General features: G+C 68.8%; 23 protein-coding genes. 13 read left to right on the forward strand and 10 right to left on the reverse strand.

All coding sequences use genetic code 11. The features are described from left to right. Window positions 1–83: 83 nt before the first annotated feature. The 5 genes from ACOHWE_RS15325 to ACOHWE_RS15345 all read right to left on the reverse strand — a co-directional run bounded on the left by ACOHWE_RS15325 (window position 84) and on the right by ACOHWE_RS15345 (window position 4299). Entirely contained in the window at window positions 84–557 is a 474-nt protein-coding gene (locus ACOHWE_RS15325; protein ID WP_420667590.1) for a YHS domain-containing (seleno)protein, read from the reverse strand. A gap of 237 nt (window positions 558–794) precedes the next feature. Continuing rightward, complete coding sequence (plsY, locus tag ACOHWE_RS15330; protein ID WP_420667591.1) at window positions 795–1400, reverse strand: glycerol-3-phosphate 1-O-acyltransferase PlsY; 606 nt, start codon at window positions 1398–1400, stop codon at window positions 795–797. Next, a complete protein-coding gene (pyrC, locus tag ACOHWE_RS15335; RefSeq protein WP_420667592.1) occupies window positions 1400–2710 on the reverse strand; it encodes a dihydroorotase in 1311 nt (436 codons plus the stop codon). The genes plsY and pyrC overlap by 1 nt, the downstream gene beginning before the upstream one ends. 65 nt (window positions 2711–2775) lie before the next feature. Beyond that, on the reverse strand, window positions 2776–3321 hold the full coding sequence (locus ACOHWE_RS15340) for a hypothetical protein (RefSeq protein ID WP_420667593.1): 546 nt from the start codon (window positions 3319–3321) through the stop codon (window positions 2776–2778). Between the two features lie 15 nt (window positions 3322–3336). Beyond that, a complete protein-coding gene (locus ACOHWE_RS15345) occupies window positions 3337–4299 on the reverse strand; it encodes an aspartate carbamoyltransferase catalytic subunit (RefSeq protein ID WP_420667594.1) in 963 nt (320 codons plus the stop codon). A 208-nt stretch (window positions 4300–4507) separates the two neighbouring features. On the opposite strand from ACOHWE_RS15345, the gene ACOHWE_RS15350 reads away from it, so the two are divergent. From ACOHWE_RS15350 to ACOHWE_RS15375, 6 genes are all read left to right on the forward strand, one after another. Continuing rightward, the gene (locus ACOHWE_RS15350; protein ID WP_420667595.1) at window positions 4508–5272 is read left to right on the forward strand and encodes a uracil-DNA glycosylase; all 765 of its coding nucleotides are present in this window, start codon (window positions 4508–4510) and stop codon (window positions 5270–5272) included. A gap of 10 nt (window positions 5273–5282) precedes the next feature. Continuing rightward, complete coding sequence (locus tag ACOHWE_RS15355; RefSeq protein ID WP_420667596.1) at window positions 5283–5882, forward strand: metallophosphoesterase family protein; 600 nt, start codon at window positions 5283–5285, stop codon at window positions 5880–5882. After that, window positions 5879–6499: a LysE family translocator gene (locus ACOHWE_RS15360; protein ID WP_420667597.1), complete on the forward strand. Its 621-nt coding sequence runs from the start codon at window positions 5879–5881 to the stop codon at window positions 6497–6499. The genes ACOHWE_RS15355 and ACOHWE_RS15360 overlap by 4 nt, the downstream gene beginning before the upstream one ends. Further along, on the forward strand, window positions 6500–7042 hold the full coding sequence (gene moaB, locus ACOHWE_RS15365) for a molybdenum cofactor biosynthesis protein B (RefSeq protein ID WP_420667598.1): 543 nt from the start codon (window positions 6500–6502) through the stop codon (window positions 7040–7042). 128 nt (window positions 7043–7170) lie between these two features. Beyond that, a complete protein-coding gene (locus tag ACOHWE_RS15370) occupies window positions 7171–8625 on the forward strand; it encodes an efflux RND transporter periplasmic adaptor subunit (protein WP_420667599.1) in 1455 nt (484 codons plus the stop codon). 3 nt (window positions 8626–8628) lie between these two features. After that, on the forward strand, window positions 8629–12039 hold the full coding sequence (locus tag ACOHWE_RS15375; RefSeq protein ID WP_420667600.1) for an efflux RND transporter permease subunit: 3411 nt from the start codon (window positions 8629–8631) through the stop codon (window positions 12037–12039). Here ACOHWE_RS15375 and ACOHWE_RS15380 read toward each other — a convergent pair. Together ACOHWE_RS15380 and ACOHWE_RS15385 are read right to left on the reverse strand one after the other, a co-directional pair. Beyond that, the gene (locus ACOHWE_RS15380) at window positions 12009–12515 is read right to left on the reverse strand and encodes an NUDIX hydrolase (protein ID WP_420667601.1); all 507 of its coding nucleotides are present in this window, start codon (window positions 12513–12515) and stop codon (window positions 12009–12011) included. The two genes, ACOHWE_RS15375 and ACOHWE_RS15380, sit on opposite strands and share 31 nt — an antisense overlap. Then, window positions 12512–13354 (reverse strand): protein-disulfide reductase DsbD domain-containing protein, encoded by an 843-nt coding sequence (locus tag ACOHWE_RS15385; RefSeq protein WP_420667602.1) that lies wholly within the window; start codon window positions 13352–13354, stop codon window positions 12512–12514. The genes ACOHWE_RS15380 and ACOHWE_RS15385 overlap by 4 nt, the downstream gene beginning before the upstream one ends. Window positions 13355–13535: 181 nt before the next feature. Between ACOHWE_RS15385 and ACOHWE_RS15390 the strand changes: the two genes are divergently transcribed. Next, window positions 13536–14093, forward strand: coding sequence for a YqgE/AlgH family protein (locus ACOHWE_RS15390; protein WP_420667603.1), 558 nt, complete (start codon window positions 13536–13538; stop codon window positions 14091–14093). A gap of 107 nt (window positions 14094–14200) precedes the next feature. Here the strand turns inward: ACOHWE_RS15390 and ACOHWE_RS15395 are convergent, their stop codons facing one another. Continuing rightward, complete coding sequence (locus tag ACOHWE_RS15395; protein WP_420667604.1) at window positions 14201–15151, reverse strand: L-threonylcarbamoyladenylate synthase; 951 nt, start codon at window positions 15149–15151, stop codon at window positions 14201–14203. 140 nt (window positions 15152–15291) lie between these two features. Between ACOHWE_RS15395 and ACOHWE_RS15400 the strand changes: the two genes are divergently transcribed. The 5 genes from ACOHWE_RS15400 (at window position 15292) to ACOHWE_RS15420 (ending at window position 19607) form a co-directional block, all read left to right on the forward strand. Continuing rightward, on the forward strand, window positions 15292–16998 hold the full coding sequence (locus ACOHWE_RS15400; RefSeq protein ID WP_420667605.1) for an acyl-CoA dehydrogenase family protein: 1707 nt from the start codon (window positions 15292–15294) through the stop codon (window positions 16996–16998). Next, window positions 16995–18041, forward strand: coding sequence for an MBL fold metallo-hydrolase (locus tag ACOHWE_RS15405; protein WP_420667606.1), 1047 nt, complete (start codon window positions 16995–16997; stop codon window positions 18039–18041). The genes ACOHWE_RS15400 and ACOHWE_RS15405 overlap by 4 nt, the downstream gene beginning before the upstream one ends. A 26-nt stretch (window positions 18042–18067) precedes the next feature. Further along, the gene (locus ACOHWE_RS15410) at window positions 18068–18547 is read left to right on the forward strand and encodes a DUF6173 family protein (RefSeq protein WP_420667607.1); all 480 of its coding nucleotides are present in this window, start codon (window positions 18068–18070) and stop codon (window positions 18545–18547) included. Between the two features lie 195 nt (window positions 18548–18742). After that, on the forward strand, window positions 18743–18877 hold the full coding sequence (locus ACOHWE_RS15415; protein ID WP_420667608.1) for an aa3-type cytochrome c oxidase subunit IV: 135 nt from the start codon (window positions 18743–18745) through the stop codon (window positions 18875–18877). Between the two features lie 100 nt (window positions 18878–18977). Next, window positions 18978–19607, forward strand: coding sequence for a hypothetical protein (locus ACOHWE_RS15420; protein ID WP_420667719.1), 630 nt, complete (start codon window positions 18978–18980; stop codon window positions 19605–19607). Window positions 19608–20003: 396 nt separating this feature from the next. On the opposite strand, the gene ACOHWE_RS15425 is transcribed toward ACOHWE_RS15420, so the two are convergent. Continuing rightward, window positions 20004–20333, reverse strand: coding sequence for an AzlD domain-containing protein (locus ACOHWE_RS15425; protein ID WP_420667609.1), 330 nt, complete (start codon window positions 20331–20333; stop codon window positions 20004–20006). Continuing rightward, entirely contained in the window at window positions 20330–21079 is a 750-nt protein-coding gene (locus ACOHWE_RS15430) for an AzlC family ABC transporter permease (RefSeq protein WP_420667610.1), read from the reverse strand. Before ACOHWE_RS15430 ends, ACOHWE_RS15425 begins: the two co-directional genes overlap by 4 nt. A gap of 73 nt (window positions 21080–21152) precedes the next feature. Here ACOHWE_RS15430 and ACOHWE_RS15435 point away from each other — a divergent pair, with 73 nt between their 5' ends. Beyond that, a complete protein-coding gene (locus ACOHWE_RS15435) occupies window positions 21153–22019 on the forward strand; it encodes a formate dehydrogenase accessory sulfurtransferase FdhD (protein WP_420667720.1) in 867 nt (288 codons plus the stop codon). Window positions 22020–22086 lie beyond the last annotated feature (67 nt).

Genomic DNA, 22086 nt, shown 5'->3' on the forward strand with positions numbered 1-22086 from the left:
AAACGGGGCGCTGCTCTCCGGCATCAAGAAACCGGCGGCGGGCTGCCCCGCCGCCGGCCGGTTCGCGTGCTTGGTGCGCCGCCTTACTGCTGCAGCGCGGCCGGCTCCACATCGGCAATCTCGCTCCAGTTGGCGTCGGCCTTTTCGATAAAGCCTGGAATGTCGCCTTCCCAGCGCTGCTGGATGTCTTCGGAAATGTTCAGGTACAATTCGCCGTCGACGATCTTCCACACGGTGGGGTCGCCGTCGAACTTGAAGCCCATTGCTGCGCCAAAGGCGCAGTAGCCGCCGTATTCCGGCAGGTAGGCTTCCGGGTTCTTTTCGAACGCCGCCTTGTTCTCTTCCGAGGCGAAGCGGTAGGTGGCGTCCTCATGAGTGCTGGTGATCTTCCAGTTGCCCTTCTGCGGCGCGCCTTCGGTGAAATAGGCCACCGGGTCGTAGCCCTGAAGCGCCAGCCCGGTGGAGGAGGCGTTGAGCTCGACCCCGGCCGCCATGGCCGAAGCCGCCAGCGATGCGGAAAGCGCAAGTCCGCCCAGCAGTACTCTAAAGTTTGTCATAGGTCCCGTCCTTGTCCGATCGGCCCGCGCCTCCATTAAAATCCATGCGCATTGGGCCGTGTTGCAGTCTCCCGTGCGGCGGTAATTGCCGGCACGGACCCGATGTGGGCGAAGACGGGATCACATTCAAAGCAACTCAATTTGACCGCGTGGTGAGCGCGCTTTGTCTGTGCAAAAGCGCGCAGAAAAAACGCCCCGGGCGGGGCGTTTCACCGGGCGCGGCAAAGGCGGGAGGGCCTACTTCTGCCCGATCCGCGGCTCAGTGCCTGCACGCAGCCGCGCTATGTTGGCATGGTGGCGGACAAAGACGATGATGGCGAGCACCGCGGCCAGCGCCGCCGCCTGCGGATAGCCCAGCACCAGGGCCCAGAGCGGGGCTGAAGCGGCCGAGACCAGCGCCCCAAGCGAGGAAATCCGGCTCAGCGCCGCCGCCGCCAGCCAGGTGAGGCAGGCGGCAATGCCCGCAGGCCAGGCGAGCGCCAGCATCAGGCCGAGGAAGGTCGCCACGCCCTTGCCGCCCTTGAAGCCCAGCCACACCGGGAAGCAATGGCCGAGGAAGGCGGCAAGCCCCGCGATCTGCGCGGCATCGCCGCCAGCCAGGGAGCGGGCCAGCAGCACCGCCGCCGCGCCCTTTCCGCCATCCAGAATAAGCGTCAGTGCCGCGGCGGCCTTGCTGCCGGTGCGCAGCACGTTGGTGGTGCCGATATTGCCCGACCCGATCTGGCGCAGGTTGCCCAGCCCGAAGGCGCGGGTGACCAGCAGGCCGAAGGGCACCGAGCCCAGAAGATAGCCCGCAGCGGCCCAGAACAGCAGCAGCGCGGGGGCGGTCTCAAGAAGCGGCATCAATCTCTCCGGTAAACGGTCTTGCCCGCCACATAGGTGGCCAGCACGCGGCCCTGCATGCGCTGGCCGTCAAAGGGGGTGTTCTGCGATTTCGAGCGCAGCTTGAAGCGGTCGAGCACGAACGGAATATCGGGGTCGAACAGCACCAGGTCCGCAGGCGCGCCCTCGGCCAGGCGGCCGCAGTCCAGCCCCAGCCGTTTCGCCGGATTCAGCGCCATCGCCCGGAACAGCGTGGGCAGGTCCAGATGGCCTGCGTGGTAGAGCCGCAGCGCCGCGGGCAGGAGCGTCTCCAGCGCCACCGCCCCGGCCGCGGCCTCCTCGAAGGGCAGGCGCTTGCTCTCCTCGTCCTGCGGCGTGTGCATCGAGCTCAGCGTGTCGATCAGCCCGCTCTTCAGCGCGTCCACCACCGCCAGCCGGTCGTCCTCGGACCTGAGCGGCGGCTTCACCTTGAAGAAGCTGCGGTAGCCCGCCACGTCCAGCTCATTGAGCGTCAGATGGTGGATCGAGGTGCCCGCGGTGATGTCGAGCCCGTTGGCTTTCGCGCGCTCCAGCGCGGGCAGGGCGCGCGCGGTGGTGATCTGGTCGGCGTGGTAGCGCGCGCCGGTCATCTCGAGAAGCGCAATGTCGCGGTCAAGCCCCATCCGCTCCGCCATGGGCGAAACCGAAGGCAAGCCGTAGAGCGCAGCAAGCTTTCCCGAAGTGGCTGCGGCGCCCTGGCTCAAGCCCGGCTCTTGCGGATGCGCGATCACCAGCGCGCCGCAGGACTTCGCGTAGGTCAGCGCGCGGCTGAACGCCTTGGTGTCGGCGACCACGTGATCGCAGTCTGAAAACGCCACCGCGCCTGCATCCATCAGGAAGCCGATCTCGGTCATCTCCCGGCCCTGGCGGCCCTTGGTCAGCGCCGCCATCGGCAGCACGTTCACTGGCGTATCGGCCTGGGCGCGGCGGGTGACGAATTCCAGGGTTTCAGGACTGTCGATCGCGGGAGAGGTGTCGGGGCGGGTGACCATGGTGGTGACCCCGCCCGCCGCCGCCGCGAGGCCGGCAGATTTGTAGCTTTCCTTGTGGCGCTCGCCCGGCTCGCAGACCTTCACGCCGATGTCGACGATGCCGGGCGCGAGGCACTTGCCGCCGCAGTCCACATGGGTCACGTCCTCTGACCGGATGTTTCGCGCACGAAACAATTGGTCAGCGTCGCTGCCCTTTCCGCCGCGGGCCGCGATGCGGCCATCCTGCACCAGCAGAAAACCGGAGGACTCGCTGCCGCTTTCGGGGTCGATCAGGCGGGCGTTCAGAAAGAGGGTGGTCATTTCGGTGGGGTCCTCTCGAACTGTCCGGTTGGGTCGGGTTTTCCGGCTTGGCTACCGCGCGGCATTCAGAACACCAGCGCCCAGAGGACCAGCGCGATCAGCGCCATCACCACCGCGAACAACGTGGCGCCGATGCGGCGCGACTTTTCGCGGGCGGCGCGGGGCGGCAGGGGAGGAGCGGAATAAAGTTCGGCGCTTTTTGTGCTCAATGGCGCGGACTCCCAGTTGGTTTGCCGCTCGCCGTAGGTGCCCTTCAGCACGATGCTCTGCGCCGGCGTCAGCTGCACGTCCCGGCCCGCAAAGGCGCGGGAGCGGATCAGCAGCACGTGGCCCTCCAGCGCCTCCAGCATCGCCCGGTCGTTCTCGACCTGCGCCTGCGGCACGCCGAGGCCCTCGGTCAGGTAGCCCGCGAGGCCGATGTCTTCGAGGTCTTTCACCGGGAAAATCTCAACCTGCTCCATGTCGGGCTCGATGCCGGTTTTCTCCAGCCCCAGCACCTGCGCCAGCGCGCCCGGCTCCTTCAGGAAGGCAGCCTGCTCGGGGCGCATGTCCAGCGCGAAGAGCCGCACCACGCCGCGCTCGCCTGCCGGGATATGGATGACCTCTGCCATTGTCCTGCCTCCGCCTCAGACCGCTTTCACTTGGTTGGCGGCCTGCCGCTCGGTGCGCAGGTTGCGCGCGAGCAGGTCCATCGCCGCCATCCGCACCGCTACGCCCATCTCCACCTGCTCCTGGATCACCGAGCGGTTGATGTCGTCGGCGATGGTGCCGTCGATCTCTACCCCGCGGTTCATCGGGCCGGGGTGCATCACGATGGCATCGGGTTTGGCCAGCGCCAGCTTCTCGGCATCGAGCCCGTAGCGGTAGAAATACTCGCGTTCGGAGGGGATGAAGCCGCCGTCCATGCGCTCCTTCTGCAGGCGCAGCATCATCACCACGTCGACGTCCTTCAGCCCCTCGCGCATGTCGTCGTAGACCTCCGCACCGAATTCGGCGAAATGGCCGGGCACCAGCGTCGGCGGGCCGATCAGGCGGATGCGGTTTTCCATTTTGCCCAAGAGGATCAGATTGGAGCGCGCGACGCGGCTGTGCGCGATGTCGCCGCAGATCGCGATGTTGAGCCGGTGCAGCCGGCCCTTGGCACGGCGGATGGTCAGCGCATCGAGCAGCGCCTGTGTCGGGTGCTCGTGCCGCCCGTCACCGGCGTTCAGCACCGCGCAGTTCACCTTCTGCGACAGAAGGTCCACGGCGCCGGAATGCGGATGCCGCACCACCAGGAGGTCGGGGTGCATCGCATTGAGCGTCATCGCGGTGTCGATCAGTGTCTCGCCCTTTTTGATCGAGGAGGCCTGCATCGCCATGTTCATCACATCCGCGCCCAGCCGCTTGCCCGCCAATTCGAAGGAGGCCTGCGTGCGCGTGGAGTTCTCGAAGAACATGTTGATCTGGGTCAGCCCGGCAAGCGCGTCTGCGTGCTTCTCGGGCCGCCGGTTGAGATCGACGTAACTGTCCGCCAGGTCGAGGATCGCGGTGATCTCCTGCGGCTTCAGCGGCTCGATTCCCAAGAGGTGGCGGTGTTCGAAGGACATGGGGGGCGGCTCCGCGTGATTTGCCGGGAGTTATAGGGGGGCTGCGCGCTTGCGGCAAGGCGGTGGGGCGTGTGCGGCGGGCGGCGGGTGCGAGGGGCCGCCCCCTCGCACTCCCCGGAGTATTTCCGGAAAGATGAATGGCTTGATTGTGAAGGGGCAGAGCGTGTGAGGTGTTCCGCTTGGGCTGCGGGCGGGGTAGCTTGCGGGCATGGAATCGGCATTGGACTATTGGAGCGCCCGGGCGCTGTTGGAGTGGCAGGCGGAGCTGGGCGCCACCGAGGCGCTGGGCGATGCGCCGGTGGACCGCTATGCGCTGGAACAGGCCGCGCCCAAGCCGAAGCCGGGCGCCGCTCCGGCGCGGCCCGCAAAGCCAAAGCCGGCGGACCCCGCCATCGTGGCGCAGAGGGCGGCGCGGGGGGCGGCCACCATTGATGCCTTGCAGGCGGCGCTTGCCGGTTTCGAGCATTGCGAGCTGAAGAAAGGCGCGCGCAGCCTGGTCTTTGCGGATGGCACCCCCGGCGCGCGGGTGATGATCGTGGCGGAGGCGCCGGGCCGCGAGGAAGACCTTGAGGGCAAGCCAGTCGCCGGCCAGGCGCTGGGATTGCTTGACAAAATGCTCGCGGCCATCGGCCTCAGCCGTGCCGAGGACGTCTACCTCACCAGCGTGCTGCCCTGGCGGCCGCCGCAGAACCGCGATCCGCTGCCCGGTGAGCTCGCCATGCTCACGCCTTTCCTGGAGCGCCACGTGGAGCTGGCGGCGCCGGAGATTGTGGTGCTGATGGGCAACCTCGGCTGCCAGGCGGGGCTCGGCAAGCGCGGCATCACCCGGCTGCGCGGGCAATGGGGCAAGGCCTGGGGCAAGCCCGCCCTGCCGATGCTGCCGCCCGCGGCGCTGATGGCGCAGCCGGGGATGAAGCGGCTCGCCTGGGGCGATCTCCTGGAGCTGAAGGCGCGGCTGGCGGCCAAGACCTGAGGAGGAAGCCATGAGAATTCTAGCCTTTTCCGACCTGCATCTTTCCGCCCCGCATGCGGCGGAGATCGTCGCCGCCAGCGCGGGAGCTGATCTGGTGATCGGCGCGGGCGATTTCTGCAACATGCGGCAGGGCTTGGACCGCGCGGTGGCGATGCTGGCGGGGCTCAAGGCGCCAATGGTGGCGGTGCCCGGCAATGGCGAAAGCGCGGAGGAGCTGCGCGCTGCGGGGTTTGCCGGCACCACCGTGCTGCATGGCGAAGGGGTGGATATCGAAGGCCTTCGCCTGTTCGGGCTCGGCTGCGGCGTGCCGGAGACGCCGTTCGGCAGCTGGTCCTGCGATCTGAGCGAGGTGCAGGCGGCGGCAATGCTGGCGGCCTGCGATCATGCCGATATCCTGATTTCGCACTCGCCGCCCAAGGGCGTGGCGGATGTGACCTCGGGCGGCGTGTCGGTTGGCTCCACTGCGGTGCGGGCCGCGGCGGAGCGGGTGCAGCCGAAACTGCTGCTTTGCGGCCACGTGCACGACTGCTGGGGCGTGCGCGGAACGATCGGCAAGACCGAGGTGGTGAACCTTGGCCCCGGCCTTACCTGGTTCGAGGTGGCGCCATGATCGACCCGGTTACGCTTCTGGCCTTCATCCCGGCGGCGCTGGCGCTGAATCTGACGCCGGGGGCAGACATGATGTTCTGCCTTGGCCAGGGCCTGCGCTCGGGGCGGCTGCCGGCAGTGGCGGCAAGCGCCGGGGTGGCGGCGGGCGGCATGGTGCATGTGACGCTGGCGGGGCTGGGGCTCGGCGCGGCGGTGGCGGCGGTGCCGGGGCTTTTCGACGTGATCCGCTGGGCCGGCGTTGCCTACCTCCTGTACCTCGCCTGGGGTGCGCTGCGGCATGGGCCTGCCACGGGCAAGCCGCTGGCGGTGCCCGCGCGGCATGCCTTCCGGGCCGGCTTCTTCGTGAACCTCACCAACCCCAAGGTGATCCTCTTTGTGCTCGCCTTCGTGCCGCAGTTCGTGCGCCCCGAGGCGGGGCCGGTGCTGGCGCAGTTTCTGGTGTTCGGAGCGGTGCTGGCGCTGGGCGGTTTCGTGGTCAACGGCCTGGTGGGCATCTTCGCGGGCCACGCCGGGCAGCGGCTCACCGGATCGCCGGTGTTTGCGCGCTGGCTCGGCCGGGTCTCGGCCGGGATTTTTGCAGGGCTGGCGCTGCGGCTGGCCATCATGGAAAGGGCCTAGATGTCCCGTATCGACGAAAGCATGGAATTCATCCCCGTCCGCATCGCGGTGCTGACAGTGTCGGACAGCCGCTCCTTGGACGATGACCGTTCGGGCCAGGTGCTGGCGGACCGGATCGAGGCAGCGGGCCACATGCTGGCGGACCGCCGCATCATCGCCGACGAGCGCGCGGAGATCGCGGCGCAGCTGCGCGCCTGGGTGGCGGACCCGGAGGTCGATGCGGTGATTTCCACCGGCGGCACCGGGCTCACCGGGCGCGACGTGACGGTGGAGGCGCACCGCGACGTCTACGAAAAGGAGATCGACGCTTTCGGCACCGTCTTCACCATAGTGTCGATGCAGAAGATCGGCACCTCGGCGGTGCAGTCGCGCGCGACCGCGGGCGTCGCGGGCGGCACCTACCTGTTTGCGCTGCCCGGCAGCCCCGGCGCCTGCAAGGACGGCTGGGATGAAATCCTGTCAAAACAGCTCGATTACCGGCACCGGCCCTGCAATTTCGTGGAAATCATGCCAAGATTGCAGGAACATTTGCGGCGGAAGTGATCCGCGCCTGCGTGTAAGCCCGCACATTCACAGGGGCCCGGGTGGATCGCATCGCGGGCGCCGCCGCTTGCCTCGGGGCAGGGCGCCGCAGCACCGGCGCCGCGCCGGGGCCACCGGAAGGAAGCTATATGCGCTTTTTGCGACGCAGTGTGACAGGAGTGTTTCTCGCCGCGGTTGCGGTGGGGCTGATGCTCTTTGCCGCAAAGCTGGTATTCGACGCCATCGAGGCGCAGCTGAGCGCCGATGACCGGGTGCCGCCCGCCCGCGAGCGGGTGTTTGCGGTCAACGTGGTGACAGCGGAACTGGGCTCGGTGGCGCCCGAGCTCACCGCCTTTGGCCGGATCGAGAGCCGCCGGACGCTTGAGCTGCGCGCGGCCGTGCCGGGCCGGATCGTGAAACTGGCAGAAAACTTCGAGGAAGGCGGCCGCGTGGAGGCAGGCGAAGTGCTGGTGCAGATCGACCAGGCCGACGCCCAGGCGGCGCTGGACCGGGCCGAGGCCGACATGATGGACGCCCGCGCCGAGGCCCGCGATGCCGAACGCGCGCTGACGCTGCTGCGGGACGAGCTGCGCGCGGCGGAGGACCAGGCCGCCCTGCGCGAGCGTGCCTTTGTGCGGCAACAGGACCTGGAGGCACGCGGCGTCGGCACCGCTGCGGCGGTGGAAACGGCCGAGCTTGCTGCGGTGCAGGCGCGGCAGGCGGTGATCTCGCGCCGCCAGGCGGTGAGCCAGGCCGAGGCGCGCGCCGATCAGGCCGAAACCCGGGTGGCACGGGCGCGGATTGCTCTTGGCGAGGCGCAGCGCGAGCTGAGGGACACCACCGTCACCGCCGCCTTCAGCGGCACGCTTCAAGCGGTGAACCTGGCCGAGGGGCGGCTGGTCTCGGAAAACGAGAAACTGGCGGAACTGGTCGATCCGAATCTGCTGGAAGCGGCTTTTCGGGTCTCGACGGTACAATATGCGCGGCTGCTGGATGATGACGGCCGCCTGCTGCCTGCACCGGTGCGAGTGACGCTGGATGCAGCGGGCGCGGGGCTTACCGCCAGCGGGCAGCTGTCGCGGGTGAGCGGTTCGGCCGGGGACCGGCAGACCGGCCGCATGGTCTATGCCGCGCTGGATGCGGCGCCGGGGTTCAAACCGGGCGATTTCGTCACCGTCGCGGTGACCGAGCCGGAAGTCTCCGCGGTGGCACGGCTGCCGGCTTCGGCACTGGGCTCGGACGGCACCGTGCTGGTGGTCGATGGCGAGGGCCGGCTGGAGGCGCTGCCAGTGGAGCTACTGCGCCGGCAGGGCGATGACGTGCTGGTGCGCGGGACTGGGCTTGCCGGGCGCGAGGTGGTGACAGGGCGCACGCCGCTTCTGGGCGCGGGCATCCGGGTGCGGGTGCTGCGCCAGGGCGCGGAGGTGCGGCTGAGCCCCGGCATGATCGAGCTCGGCGCCGAACGCCGTGCGCGGCTGGTGGCGCTGGTCGAGAATGCTGCCGGGATGGCACCCGCGGAGAAGGAGCGGATGCTGCGCCAGCTGGACAAAGCGCAGGTGCCCGCCAAGCTGGTGGCGCAGCTCGAAGCGCGGGCGGGGGGCTAGGCGATGGCGCGCGCACTGCCGCCCCGGGCCGGCGGGCTGTTCAGCTATTTCACCCGCCACCGCACCGCGGCGAACCTGCTGCTCGTGCTGCTGCTGGTCCTTGGCGCCGCCGCAATGCCCAACATGCGGGCTCAGTTCTTCCCCGATGTGATTGTCGAAAACGTCAGCGTGAACGTCGAATGGGAGGGCGCCGGCCCCGAGGACGTGGACAGCGGCATCGTGCAGGTGCTGGAGCCGGTGCTGCTGGCGGTGGATGGCGTTGCGGAGACCGCCGCGGTCTCACGCGAGGGGCAGGCGTCGCTGACGCTGGAGTTCGAGCCGGATTGGGACATGTCCCGCGCCGTGGCCGATGTGCAAAGCGCGGTCGACAGCGTCACGTCCTTGCCCGAAGAGGCCGAGGAGCCCGAAGTGCGCCGCGGCGGCTGGCGCGACCGGGTGACCGATGTGGTGATCACCGGGCCGGTGTCGCCTCAGCAGCTCGCCCTGTTTGCGGACGAGCTGGTGGTGCGGCTGTTCGAAGCGGGTGTCACCCGCACTTCCATCCGCGGCGTGGCGGCGCCGCAGACGGTGGTGGAGGTGCCCTCGGCCAGCCTGATCTCCCATGATATCACCCTGCGCGGGATCGCCGCTGCCATCGCCGCCGAGGCCGATGCTGATCCCGCGGGCGACATCGAAAGCGCCAATGCGCGGGTGCGGACAGGCAGCGAGAAACGCGCGCCGGACGCCCTGGAGCGCATCGTGCTGCGCACCAACCCGGACGGCTCGGTCCTGACGGTGGGCGACGTGGCCACCGTGCGCGTTGAAGGCCCGGACCGGAACCGCGCCTATTTCGTCGGCGAGAACCCCGCCGTGTCTATCCGCATCGACCGGGCCGGGCAGGGCAATGCCATCCGCCTGCAGGCCCAGGTCGAGGACGTTGTCGAGGAACTGCAGGCGAGCCTGCCCGAGGGCGTCAGCGCCGGGCTGATCCGCACCCGTGCCGAAGCCATTACCGACCGGCTCGACCTCCTGGTCGACAACGGGCTGATGGGGCTCGGGCTGGTGCTTGCGCTGCTCTTTCTGTTCCTCAACAGCCGGATTGCCTTCTGGGTGGCGGCGGGCATACCGGCGGCGATGTTTGCTGCGGCGGCGCTGATGTATGCGGCGGGCATCACCATCAATATGGTGAGCCTGTTCGGGCTGATCCTGACACTCGGCATCGTGGTGGATGACGCCATCGTGGTGGGCGAGCACGCCGATTTCCGGGTCCGCCGCCTCGGCGAGACGCCGGTGCAGGCGGCCGAGAACGCCGCCCGGCGGATGGCGATGCCGGTGTTTGCCGCCTCGCTCACCACCATCATCGCCTTCTTCGCGCTGACCCTGGTGGGCGGGCGCTTCGGGGAGCTGATCCGGGACATTCCCTTCACCGTGATTGCGGTGATGGCAGCCTCGCTGGTCGAATGCTTCCTGATCCTGCCGAACCACTTGGCCCATGCGCTGACCCATGCCCAGGCGCGGCACTGGTACGACGTGCCCAACCGGGTGGTGAACCGCGGCTTCCGCTGGCTGCGCGACCATGCCTTCCGGCCGCTGACGGCGGGCGTGGTGCAGGCGCGCTACGCGGTGCTCGCCGGGATGCTGGTGATCCTCGCGAGCCAACTGGCGCTGTTCATCGGCGGCGACGTCAAATGGCGTTTCTTCAATGCGCCCGAGCGCGGATCAGTGACCGGCAACTTCGCCATGGCCGAGGGTGCCACCCGCGCCGACACCCTGGCGATGATGCGCGAGATGCAGCGCGCAACCGAGGAGCTGGGCGCCGAGTACGAGGCGCGGTTTGGCGAGAACCCGCTGAATTTCGTGATGGCGGAGACCGGCGGCAACGCGGGCTGGGGCCTGGCCGGGGTGGAGACCAAGGATGCGGACCTGCTGGGCGGGATCTCAATCGAGCTGATCGACGCCGACCTGCGCCCCTATTCCAGCTTTGCTTTTGTCGCCGAGCTGCAGGAGCGGGTGGTGCAGCATCCTATGGCCGAGACCGTCTCTTTCCGCGGCTGGCGCTCCGGGCCGGGCGGCGATTCGCTCGACGTGCAGTTCTACGGCGCCGGGGCCGAGGTTCTGAAGCGCGCGGCGGAGGATCTGAAGACGGCGCTTCTGCGTTTCCCCGAGGTTTCCGCAGTGCAGGATAGCCTCGCGTACGACAAGGAGGAGGTGCTCCTTGACCTCACCCCGCAGGGGCAGGCGCTTGATTTCGATATTGCCGGCCTCGGGCAGGCGCTCCGGGCGCGGCTCAACGGGATCGAAGCGGCGACCTACCCGGACGGGCCGCGCAGTGCAGCGATCCGGGTGGAGCTGCCGAAGGGCGAGCTGACCGCTGATTTCCTTGAACGGATGCTGATGCGCGCGCCAAGCGGCATCTACGTGCCGCTCGCTGATATCGTCTCGGTCAGCCAGCGCACGGGCTTCTCCACTGTGCGGCGCGAGAACGGGCTCAGGGTAATCAGCGTGACCGGCGACGTTTCCGAAGACGATCCGGCCCGCGCCGAGGCGGTGATGCAGGCTCTGAAGGACGAGATTCTGCCGGAGATTGCCAGCCGCCGGCAGGTGGAATGGCGGCTGGGCGGGCTGGCCGAGCAGGAGCAGACCTTCCTGCAGGAGGCGGGCACAGGGCTGATCCTGTGTCTCACCGGCATCTACCTGGTATTGGCCTGGATCTTTGCCAGCTGGACCCGGCCCTTGGTGGTGATGGCCGTGATTCCCTTCGGCCTCGTCGGCACCATCTGGGGCCACTACATGTGGGAGGTGCCGCTGTCGATGTTCACGGTGGTCGGGCTGCTGGGGATGACCGGGATCATCATCAACGACTCCATCGTGCTGGTCACAACCATCGACCAATACGCCGAGGAGCGCGGGCTGATCCCTTCGATCATCGATGGCGCGGCGGACCGGCTGCGGCCGGTGATGCTGACCACGATGACCACGGTACTGGGACTGGCGCCGCTGCTGTTCGAGCGCTCGCAGCAGGCGCAGTTCCTGAAGCCGACGGTGATTACCCTGGTCTACGGGCTGGGCTTCGGGATGCTGCTGGTCTTACTGCTGGTGCCAGCCCTGATGGCGATGGGGCAGGACGTGCTGCGCCCCGCGGCGGCGCTGCGGCGGGCGCTTCGCCGCGGAGGGCCGCGGGCCGCGTCGGGGCTGCGCTGGCTCGTGGCGGGCACCGCGCTGGCCGAGCTGGCGTGGCTTGCGGTCACACTGGGCTGGGCGATGGCCACCGGCGCGCTGCATCCGGCCCTGCGCGGGCTGGCGCCGGTGATGGCGCGGGCTGAGCCGGTAACGGCGGGCTTGCTCCTGTTCCTGGCAGGCGCTCTGGTTATTGCGGTTCTGGCCTACATGGGCGGCGGGCTCGCCTACCGCATGAGGGTCCGCCAGCGGGCCTGAGCCAGCCGTGCCACGCCGGCCACCTCATCAAGCAGATCGAAACCCGGCGCTTCCAGCCCGGCGACGGAAACCCATGCCGCCTGGGCGGCATCATCCTGCGGCCGGGGCGTGCCGGAGGCGTAGCCGCACAGCACAGCAGCGAGCAGGTAGTGGCTCTGCACCCTGCCTGCGGCGTCGCGGGTGATCACATCGATATTGGTGAGGTACTCCAGCGGGCGGGCGATGACGCCGGTCTCCTCATGCAGTTCGCGTGCCGCGGCCTGCATCGCGGTTTCGCCAGCCTCCACATGGCCGCCGGGAAAGCCCCACCAGCCCGCCATCGGCGCCTTGCCGCGCTGGACCAGGATCACCTCCCCATCTTCCGCGCTGCCGCCGCCGCTGCCGGCGGGCTGGCGGCAGACCACGGCGACGGCCCCCAGCACGGGACGCTGAGCGGCAATCCTGACGGCGGAGGGAGGGGTTCCTGCTGCGCTCATCCGGCAGCGCAGCCGCGGATGTCGACCGCGTGATCGCGGCCCAGAACCGTGATGCGCAGGCGCGAGCGGTCGAGCGCGGAGGCCGTGCCGCTGTCTGCGGGCAGGAACTCGGTTTCGGCAACCAGGGTGCCGCCCTCGCGCCGCGTGCTGGTGGCGCCGGCCTGGAAATGCGGGGTGCCGGGCTCGATCACCGCGACCTCCTCGCCTCCGGCGGGCGGCATGGCGATGCGGGCGGTCACGCTGAGCCCGTAGCGCGAGGGGCGCACGCCGCAGGCGGCATTGCTGACCCGGGCTTCACGCGCCGACAGGGGACGGCTGGCGAGCGCCGCGGCAATTGCCGGATTGCGCCCGGCCTGCGGGTCGAGCGTGTGATCGAAATCCAGCTCCGCCGGCACGCAGACATCCTTGCACACCCCCAGCTGCACTTGCCCCTTGAGCCGCACCGGCGCGCCGGGGCGTGCAGGGGTGATCTCCACCGGCAGCACCAGCGCATCGTGGTAGCCCAGCGTGCGCATGCCCGCGGTCAGGAACACCTCCGGCGCGGGCCAGGTAAAGGCGGCGGCAGCAACGTTCTGCGAGCCGTTCCAGGCGAAGGAGGGCGGGATGCCGGCCTCGCCCGGCGCGCGCCAGTAGGTCTTCCAGCCCTCTGCTAAAGTGATCTTCAGGGCGCTCTGGTAGGTGCCGCGGGCGGTCATCCCGCCGTCCAGCACTTCGATCCGCACCAGGCCGCCTTCGGGCAGGCCCGCCGCACGGGTCGCGGAGGCGGGCAGAACGGCAAACCAGGCGGCTGCAAGCACGGCGGCAGCCCGGATCAGGATAGGGGTCAGCTTCTGTCTCATGGCTGCATTGATGCGCCGCATACGCGGATTTGCCAAGCCTTCCGCGGTCATCTTTCCGTGTGCGCCGCGGGGGCTCTGCGCGGGTTTTGACGGGCGCGCGCCGGCGGGCGGTTCCCGCAGCCCTTGCGCGCGGGCCTGCCGGGCGGCATGGTGGGGACAGGAAGCAGAGTGACGGAAGCGCATGGAACTGACAGGTAAGCTCTTGATTGCAATGCCCGGAATCGGCGATCCCCGCTTCGAGCACGCGGTGATCTTCCTGTGCTCGCAGGGCGAGGACGGCGCGATGGGGCTGATTGTGAACAAACCTGCCGCTGGCGTCGCGCTCGGCGAATTGCTGGAGCAGCTCGATATCGGCGGCGCGAACAGCCCGGCGGCGGCGCTGCCGGTGCGCTTCGGCGGGCCGGTGGAGACGCAGCGCGGCTTCGTGCTGCATTCCGACGATTACGTGTCGGACGTGAGCTCGCTGAAGGTGGCGCCGGGGTTTTCCATGACCGCGACGCTGGACATCCTAGAAGACATCGCCCGCGGCGCCGGGCCGGATGACCTCTTGGTGCTGCTGGGCTATGCCGGCTGGGGACCGGGACAGCTGGAGTCAGAGATTGCCATGAACGGCTGGCTGACCACGGATGCGAGCCCCGAGCTTGTGTTCGGCACCGAGGATGACGCCAAATGGGGCGCGGCGCTGAAGACGCTGGGCGTCGATCCGCTGACCCTGTCTGCCAGCGCCGGGCACGCCTGAGCCGCCGGCCCGGGGGCAAGAACCTACCGTTGCAAGCTGCAGGAAGCGGGCGTGGCGCACCCGCCTCCTGCCGTGGGGGAGCAACAGGCGGAGAGCCCGCGCAGGCCTCAGCCCCGCGGGGCGGCGGCGCGGCGGAGCCGGTCGTTGATGGCGGCGCCCAGCCCGTGCTCCGGTACCGGCGCGACCGCGATCGGCAGGCCCATGGCGTCGAGCCGGTGCAGGTGGCCAAAGAGATTGGCCGCGGCCTCGGCCAGGTCGCTGGTTTCCGACAGATTGAGATCGCAGGGCCCGGGGCCGAAACCGAGGAACAGCTCGCCCGCAGCAGGCTCTTTGGCGTTGAGACGCACCGGCGCGCCGGGGGCGTAGTGCGACAGGAGCTGGCCGGGTGCGGTCAGCGGGTCCGCGGCATCGCGCAGCACCAGCTTCCGGCCCAGCACCGCCTCCACTTCCTCGGCCGCAAGCCCGCCGGGGCGCAGCAGCATGGGCTCGGGGCCTGCGAGGCCGATGATGGTGGATTCGACGCCCACTCCGCAGGGGCCGTCATCGAGGATCGCCGCGATGCGGTCGCCGAGCCCGGCTGCGACATGCGCTGCGGTGGTCGGGCTGATCTTGCCCGAGAGGTTGGCCGAGGGCGCGGCCACCGGCCCGTCGAAAGCGGAGAGCAGCGCCTGTGCCGCCGGATGCGCGGGCACTCGGACGCCGAGCGTCTCAAGCCCTGCCGTTACCAGAGACGAGATCCCGTGGCCTTCGCGCAGGGGCAGCACCAGCGTCAGCGGGCCGGGCCAGAAGGCCGCGGCGAGCGTCTCGGCTGGCCCGCTCCACTCCACGTAGCGCCGCGCTGCCTCTGCCGAGTGCACATGCGCGATCAGCGGGTTGAAGCTGGGCCGGCCCTTGGCGTCGTAGATCGCCGCCACGGCGCTGCCCTGCCGCGCATCGGCGCCGAGTCCATAGACCGTTTCGGTCGGGAAGGAGACCAGCTCCCCCGCGTGCAGGAGCGCGGCGGCGCGGGCCACGCCTTCCGCCGTGGCGGCAAGAATTTCGGTGTTTTTCTGGGTCATGCGGGTGACGCGGCGTTTTGGTTGATTGCACGGGGCGCCCGATTAGGTAATCGGACAAGCCATCGACCATACCGGTCCCGGCCCGCGATGCCAAGCGTCCGGGCCGCACAACCGCCTATTAGGACGCCAAGAGAACGCCCATGACCTTCCGTGCCCCCGTTTCCGAATATGAGTTCCTGCTGAAACATGTGATCGGCTACAGCGCGGTTGCGGCGACCGAGCGTTTCTCGGAAGCCCCGATGGACATGGCCAGGGCGATCCTGAACGAGGCCGACCGCATGTGCGGCGAGGTGCTGGCGCCCTTGCAGCGCGGCGGCGACCTGCATCCGGCGCATCTGGAGAACGGCGTGCTGCGCACCTCGCCCGGTTTCGGGGACGGCTGGAAGGCCATCGCCGAGGGCGGCTGGATCGGCATGAGCGCGCCGCAGGAGCATGGCGGCATGGGGCTGCCGATGACGGTGACCACCGCGGTGAACGAGATGATGGCGGCGGCCTGCCTGTCGCTGCAGCTGGCGCCGCTGATGAGCCAGGGCCAGATCGAGGCGCTGGAGCATCATGCCTCGGACGCGCTGAAAGAGCTGTACCTGCCAAAGCTGATCTCGGGCGAGTGGTCGGGCACGATGAACCTGACCGAGCCGCAGGCGGGCTCGGACGTGGGGGCGCTGAGTTCGAAGGCCGAGCCGAACGGGGATGGCACCTATGCCATCAGCGGCCAGAAGATCTTCATCTCCTGGGGCGACAACGACTTCTGCGAAAACGTCTGCCACCTGGTGCTGGCGCGGCTGCCTGATGGCGTGCCGGGGACCAAGGGGATTTCGCTGTTCCTGGTGCCGAAATACATCCCGGATGAGAACGGCAACCCCGGCAAGGCCAACAGCCTCAAGGTGGTGAGCCTGGAGCACAAGATGGGCCTGCATGGCTCGCCCACCTGCGTGATGCAATATGACGGCGCCACCGGCTGGCTGGTCGGTGAGGAACATGGCGGCATGGCGGCGATGTTCACCATGATGAACAACGCGCGGCTGGGTGTCGGAGGCCAGGGTGTCGGCGCGGGCGAGGGCGCCTATCAGCACGCGCTGGGTTATGCGCTGGAGCGCAAGCAGGGCAAGACGCCCTCGGGCACCATCGCCGACCACGCCGACGTGCGCCGGATGCTGATGGAGATGAAGGCGGAGCTGTTCGCCGCCCGCGCCATCATGCTGGCCTGCGCCCAGGCCATCGACATGGCCACCGCCACCGGTGATCCGGACTGGAAGACCCGCGCCGCCTTCCTGACCCCGATAGCCAAGGCCTTCGGCACCGATACCGGCATCCGCGTCGCGGAGACCGGCGTGCAGGTGCATGGCGGCATGGGCTTCATCGAGGAAACCGGCGCCGCGCAGTATTACCGCGACGTGCGGGTGACCGCGATCTACGAAGGCACCAATGGCATTCAGGCGATGGATCTGGTGGCGCGCAAGATGATGGACGGCGGTGACATGGCAAACCGCCTGATCGACGAGATCGAGGAGCAGGCTGAGCGCGCGCGCCCGACCCATCCCAACATGGCGGAGGCGGTCTGGCAGGCCTGCGAGTCCCTGCGCGAGGCGACCGAGTGGCTGACCGCGCAGAGCGACATGCAGAACCGCTTTGCCGGAGCCGTGCCCTACCTGCGCGCCTTTGCCCGCGTGCTGGGCGGCCATTTCCACCTTGCCGCGGCGCTGGCCGACCAGGGCGGCCCGCGCGAGAAGCTCGCGCGGTTCTATATCAAGCGCATGCTGCCGGAGCACGCTGCCCTGCTCACCCACGCGCAGGAAGGTGCCGAGGGCGCCATGGCGCTGAGCCTCGGCGAGCTGGCCACCGGATGACGTCGGTTCCCGAGGTCTCGCTGCACACGCCGTGGACGGAGCCGCCCGCGCCGGGCGAGGCTATCGAGGTGGCGGAGGGCGTCCTGTGGATGCGCCAGCCGCTGCCGATGAAACTGGACCACGTGAACATCTACGCGCTGGATGACGGCGGCGGCTGGACCGTCATCGACACCGGCTTCAACACCCGCAAGAGCCGGGCTATCTGGGACGGCCTGATGGCGGGGCCCCTGGGGGGCAAGCCGGTCACCCGCGTGGTGGCGACGCATCACCACCCGGACCACATCGGCCTGGCGGGCTGGTTTCAGAGCGAACACGGCGCCGAGCTGGTCACCACCCGCACCGCCTGGCTGTTTGCCCGCATGCTGACGCTCGACGTGCAGGAGAGCTGGCCCGAGGAAACGCTTGCCTATTACCGCAGCGCCGGCATGGCGCCGGAGATCTACGAGAAGCGCGTGGCGGAGCGGCCGTTCAACTTTGCCGACACGGTTTATCCGATGCCCTTGGGCTTCACCCGCGTCCAGCAGGGCGATGTGATCCGCATGGGCGGGCGCGACTGGGACGTGCACATGGGCAACGGCCATGCGCCGGAACATGCGACCTTCTGGAGCCGCGACGACCATCTTGTGCTGACCGGAGATCAGATCCTTTCCTCGATCAGCCCCAACATCGGCGTCTATGCCACCGAGCCGATGGCCGACCCGCTTGGGGAATGGCTGGAGGCCTGCGAGCGGCTCTCGGGCCTGGCGCGGCCGGAGCATCTGGCGCTGGGCGGCCACAAGCTGCCGTTCACCCGGCTGCCGCTCAGAATGCGGCAGCTTATCGGCAACCATCATGGCGCGCTGGAGCGGCTGCTGGAGCACCTCAGCGAGCCGCGCACCGCGGCCGAGTGTTTCGCGCCGCTGTTCAAGCGCCGCATCGGTGACGGCGAATACGGTCTTGCGCTGGTGGAGGCGGTTGCCCATGTAAATCATCTCTACCACACCGGACAGGCCGCGCGCTGGCAGCGCGGGGATGGGGCCTGGCTTTATCAGCGCACGGGGTGATGCCGCGCTCCGCAGGAGGGGACGCCATGGACGAAGACAAGAACACAAGCCAGCCCGGCGACGAGATCGCGACCACCGCCGAGCTGGCGGAAGCCGCGGTGCTGCCCTGCGTGCACGAGGTCCATGCCGACCCGGACGCCTGCGCCGCGCTGACCAAGGTGCCGCAGAGGCTGCAGCAAGAGGCGAAGCACAAGAGCCCGGCGCGCTGGGCCTACGAGCGTCTTGCGCTTTATATCCAGAACTTCGAGCAGCAGCTTGACGCCGAGCATGAGGTGGCGATGGGCTTCACCAGCGGCGGCAGCGGGGTGATGCGGATTGAGGGCATGGGCTACTTCGACCCCGACATCCTGACCTTCTACAGCACCGGCCCGGACGGTTCGCGCAGCCAGCTGGTGCAGCACGTGAGCCAGCTGGACGTGCTGCTGCGCTCGGTCCCGAAGGCGAAGAAGGAAGAGCCGCCGCGGCGCATCGGCTTCCGCCTGGCCAAGGACCTGACGGAAGAATGAGCCCGTCAGAAAGGGCGTGATTCGCCGCTCAGCACGGTGCCGCAGCGGCAAGCCCGCGACAGGCTCGCGAATGCTCTGTCACAGGTGCGTCACGGGGCCGGGGAATTCTGCCGGATGCGCCCGAATGACGTGGTGACACCGGGCGGCAAATCCAGTAAGCAGCGGCAAAATTCGATACGCATGAGGAAATACCAGATGGCTGAACACAAGCATGGCTCCATGGACAGCAGCGTTCAGGAAAAGACCTATGCCAGCTTCATCACCTTCATTACCCGCACGACCATCGCGCTGATCGTGCTGGCGCTGTTCCTGGCAATCTTCGCGGCCTGAGCGGCCAGGCCGGACCCAGGCTGATCCGGTGTCAGACCCTGACCTGAAAGCCCCGCAGGCGCCCGCCGTGTCCTCGCGGGTTTTCTCTGCGCGCCGGCGTCTGCGGGCCCGGGCGGGCTTGTGCCTTGGCGCGGGCCTGCTGGCGCTGGCTCTTGCGGGCTGCGCTGCTCCGCAGCAGCCCAATGCCGACGCGGCCACGCTCGCGCAGGCGGCCTACCGGCATCCGGGGCCACCGGCGCTCACCCTCTACACGATGGTCAACAACCGCACCGGCCGGGGCGGACATGCCTCCCTGATGGTGAACGCCAGGGAGCGGGTGCTGTTCGACCCGGCGGGCTCCTTCTATGCCTCGGTGGTGCCGGAGCGGAACGATGTTCTCTATGGCATCACCCCGGCAGTGGAGAGAGCCTACCGCGGGGCGCATGCGCGCAGCACCTACCACGTGGTGGTGCAGCGGGTGGAGGTGACGCCCGAGCAGGCGGAGCTGGCCTACCGGCTGGTCACTGCCAATGGCCGGGTGCCGGGGGCGTTCTGCGCGCAGTCGGTCTCGGGCATCCTGCAGCAGATCCCCGGCTTCGAGGGGATCGGGCGGACTTTCTACCCCGAGGCGCTGTCCGGACAATTTGCCAAGCTGCCGGGGGTGCAGACCGAGGTCTACCGCGAGAACGACAGTGCCGACCTGCAGGAAGGCCTCGCCAAGAGCGACGCGGCGCTGCGCGCGGGCGGGTAAGCCTCAAGCGATGTAGGGAGAACAAGCCGCGCCGGGAGACCGGGGCGGTTTTTCCGCCTGTGCCCTTCGGCGCTCATCGCGGTTCCTGCGCGGGACAAGGCCGAAGGCCGCCGCGCATCGCCGGCGCGCGCCCACGCGGCGGCGATTTGGCTGCCGCTGGGCGGTCCCTCGATAGGGTCTACGGACTTGGCCGGGATAAACTGCCAGTCAGGACCGTTCGGATCGCCCCCGCGCGCGCCGGCAATGCGCGGCTTTGCACCTTGGGGGCAGCAGAGGACGCGCTCCCGCGCCTGCTGCCCGCGCCAGGGGCGCAGGCAAAGCAGCCTTGGGCCGGGCGCCATGCTGACGCATGGCGGGGCGCGCGTGGCGGTGGCGGGGGCCTTCAGCCGCGGCGCGTCAGCCTGCGAGGTAGAGCAAAACCAGCGCCACCCCGCCGGTTCCCAGCGCCACCAGCACGTTGCGGCTGAGATAGCCGGCCGCGAAGGTCACGGCGGCGGCAGCGAAATGCGGCAGGCTGGGTTCGCCTCCGGTAGGGGCGGGCCAGACCGCAAGCGGCACCACCAGCGCCGGGATCACCGCCACCGCGGTGTAGCGCAGGTGGCGCATGAGCCAGGCGGGGATCTCGCGCCCGCCCATGAAGCCGATGAAGACGAAGCGCAGCACGTAGCTGCCCAAGGACACGCCCAGGATCACGGTCCACAGCATCCAGGTAGGGATATCGGTCATTCTGCGGCCTCCGGGTTGGTGTTGCGGGCGTCGGCCGCGGCCTTGCGGCGTTCGAGCCACAACTCTGCCTGGGCGCCCGCGATCATGCCGGCAATGCCTGCGACGATCAGGCCGAGGTTATAGGGCAGCGCGGTGGCGGGCAGGGCGGTGGCGACCGAGACGAAACAGGCCACGACGTGAGCGGGCGTCCTCAGCATCGGGCCGATCATCGCGAGGAACGCCAGCGGCAGCACGAAACCCACCCCCCAGCTGTCGGGAATGCGGGTGCCTGCCAGCGCGCCGAGCACCGTGGCTGACATCCACACCGGCGCCACGATGCCGCAGGTGCCGAAGAAATAGGCCAGCCGTTCGGGCAGGCTCATCCGCGGCTCTTTCTCGAACTGCACGATGGAGAGCGCATAAGACTGGTCGACCACGAAATAGGCGGCAATCGCGCGCTGCCACATCGGGGCGTCGCCCAGGTAGGGCGTGAGTGAGGCGGAATACATCGCCATCCGGAGGTTCACTGCCAGCGCCGACACCAGCACGATCAGCACCGGCGCCTGCTCCTGCATCAGCTGCAGCGCAGTAAGCTGGGCGGCACCGGCGAACACCGCCATGGAAAACGCCAGCGCCTCGGCGGCGTTCAGCCCGGCCTCCGCCGCGAGCACGCCGAACAGCGATCCGAAGGGGGCGGCCATCAGCAGGAAGGGGGCGCTGTCGCGAAACCCCTTCCAGAAGGCCGATTTGGGAGTGGTGATTGCCATGCGCGCGTCCTAGATTGCCTGCACCCGGCCTAAGGCGGACGCAGGAGGTTTGCAATTGGTGAGTGCAGATATCATGGCGGAATATCTGATTGCGCCCGATGTTTCCAACCCGCGGCTGACGCGGGCGGTGCAGGGGTTCGACCATACCGGCGCCGCGCAGGAGATCGCTGTGGTGGAGGAGCGGCCGCTCACGATCTTCCTCAACAGCCGCGAGATCGTCACCGCGATGACCATCGGCGATTACCCGGAGTACCTGGCGCTGGGGTTCCTGCGCAACCAGGGCATGCTGCGGGACGGGGACGAGGTGACGGGGGTCGATTACGACGAGGACCTGGACGTGGTGGTGGTGCGCACGGCGGTGGAGACCAGCCACGAGGAGAAGCTGAAGAAGAAGACCCGCACCTCGGGCTGCGCGGTGGGCACCGTCTTCGGCGACATGATGGAGGGGCTGGAGGGGCTGCGCCTGCCCGAAGCGGAGCTGCGCACATCGTGGCTTTATGCGCTGGCGCATAAGATCAACCGCACGCCGTCGCTCTACCTGGAGGCCGGGGCAATTCATGGCACAGTGCTATGCCACCGGGACCGGCCGCTGGTCTACATGGAGGACGTGGGCCGCCACAACGCGGTCGACAAGATCGCGGGCTGGATGCTGTCGGAGCGGGCGGAGGCGGCGGACAAGATCCTCTACACCACCGGGCGGCTCACGTCCGAAATGGTGATCAAGACCGCGCTGATGGGCATTCCGGTGCTGGCCTCGCGCTCGGGCTTTACCGCCTGGGGGGTGGAGATTGCGCGGGAGGTCGGGCTCACCCTCATTGGCCGGATGCGCGGGCAGCGCTTCATCTGCCTTGCGGGCGAGGAGCGTCTGGTGCGGGATATCGACCCCAGGGACGTGCCTGCGGAGGAGAAGAAGCATAGAAGGAAAGGCGCGGATGGCTGACAGGCGGGCTGACAGGTATGCTGACTGCGGCGCCGAATTTCGTACGAAATTCGTCCCGGAAAACGCG

Origin of the sequence: Cribrihabitans neustonicus (genome assembly GCF_048820895.1) — a bacterium.
In the GTDB taxonomy this organism is placed as follows: Bacteria; Pseudomonadota; Alphaproteobacteria; order Rhodobacterales; family Rhodobacteraceae; genus Cribrihabitans_A; species Cribrihabitans_A neustonicus.

Coding starts and splice junctions, on each gene's coding strand:
- ACOHWE_RS15325 (WP_420667590.1), bottom strand. CDS start 557: ATGACAAACTTTAGAGTACTGCTGGGCGGACTTGCGCTTTCCGCATCG.
- plsY (WP_420667591.1), bottom strand. CDS start 1,400: ATGCCGCTTCTTGAGACCGCCCCCGCGCTGCTGCTGTTCTGGGCCGCT.
- pyrC (WP_420667592.1), bottom strand. CDS start 2,710: ATGACCACCCTCTTTCTGAACGCCCGCCTGATCGACCCCGAAAGCGGC.
- ACOHWE_RS15340 (WP_420667593.1), bottom strand. CDS start 3,321: ATGGCAGAGGTCATCCATATCCCGGCAGGCGAGCGCGGCGTGGTGCGG.
- ACOHWE_RS15345 (WP_420667594.1), bottom strand. CDS start 4,299: ATGTCCTTCGAACACCGCCACCTCTTGGGAATCGAGCCGCTGAAGCCG.
- ACOHWE_RS15350 (WP_420667595.1), top strand. CDS start 4,508: ATGGAATCGGCATTGGACTATTGGAGCGCCCGGGCGCTGTTGGAGTGG.
- ACOHWE_RS15355 (WP_420667596.1), top strand. CDS start 5,283: ATGAGAATTCTAGCCTTTTCCGACCTGCATCTTTCCGCCCCGCATGCG.
- ACOHWE_RS15360 (WP_420667597.1), top strand. CDS start 5,879: ATGATCGACCCGGTTACGCTTCTGGCCTTCATCCCGGCGGCGCTGGCG.
- moaB (WP_420667598.1), top strand. CDS start 6,500: ATGTCCCGTATCGACGAAAGCATGGAATTCATCCCCGTCCGCATCGCG.
- ACOHWE_RS15370 (WP_420667599.1), top strand. CDS start 7,171: ATGCGCTTTTTGCGACGCAGTGTGACAGGAGTGTTTCTCGCCGCGGTT.
- ACOHWE_RS15375 (WP_420667600.1), top strand. CDS start 8,629: ATGGCGCGCGCACTGCCGCCCCGGGCCGGCGGGCTGTTCAGCTATTTC.
- ACOHWE_RS15380 (WP_420667601.1), bottom strand. CDS start 12,515: ATGAGCGCAGCAGGAACCCCTCCCTCCGCCGTCAGGATTGCCGCTCAG.
- ACOHWE_RS15385 (WP_420667602.1), bottom strand. CDS start 13,354: ATGAGACAGAAGCTGACCCCTATCCTGATCCGGGCTGCCGCCGTGCTT.
- ACOHWE_RS15390 (WP_420667603.1), top strand. CDS start 13,536: ATGGAACTGACAGGTAAGCTCTTGATTGCAATGCCCGGAATCGGCGAT.
- ACOHWE_RS15395 (WP_420667604.1), bottom strand. CDS start 15,151: ATGACCCAGAAAAACACCGAAATTCTTGCCGCCACGGCGGAAGGCGTG.
- ACOHWE_RS15400 (WP_420667605.1), top strand. CDS start 15,292: ATGACCTTCCGTGCCCCCGTTTCCGAATATGAGTTCCTGCTGAAACAT.
- ACOHWE_RS15405 (WP_420667606.1), top strand. CDS start 16,995: ATGACGTCGGTTCCCGAGGTCTCGCTGCACACGCCGTGGACGGAGCCG.
- ACOHWE_RS15410 (WP_420667607.1), top strand. CDS start 18,068: ATGGACGAAGACAAGAACACAAGCCAGCCCGGCGACGAGATCGCGACC.
- ACOHWE_RS15415 (WP_420667608.1), top strand. CDS start 18,743: ATGGCTGAACACAAGCATGGCTCCATGGACAGCAGCGTTCAGGAAAAG.
- ACOHWE_RS15425 (WP_420667609.1), bottom strand. CDS start 20,333: ATGACCGATATCCCTACCTGGATGCTGTGGACCGTGATCCTGGGCGTG.
- ACOHWE_RS15430 (WP_420667610.1), bottom strand. CDS start 21,079: ATGGCAATCACCACTCCCAAATCGGCCTTCTGGAAGGGGTTTCGCGAC.
- ACOHWE_RS15435 (WP_420667720.1), top strand. CDS start 21,153: ATGGCGGAATATCTGATTGCGCCCGATGTTTCCAACCCGCGGCTGACG.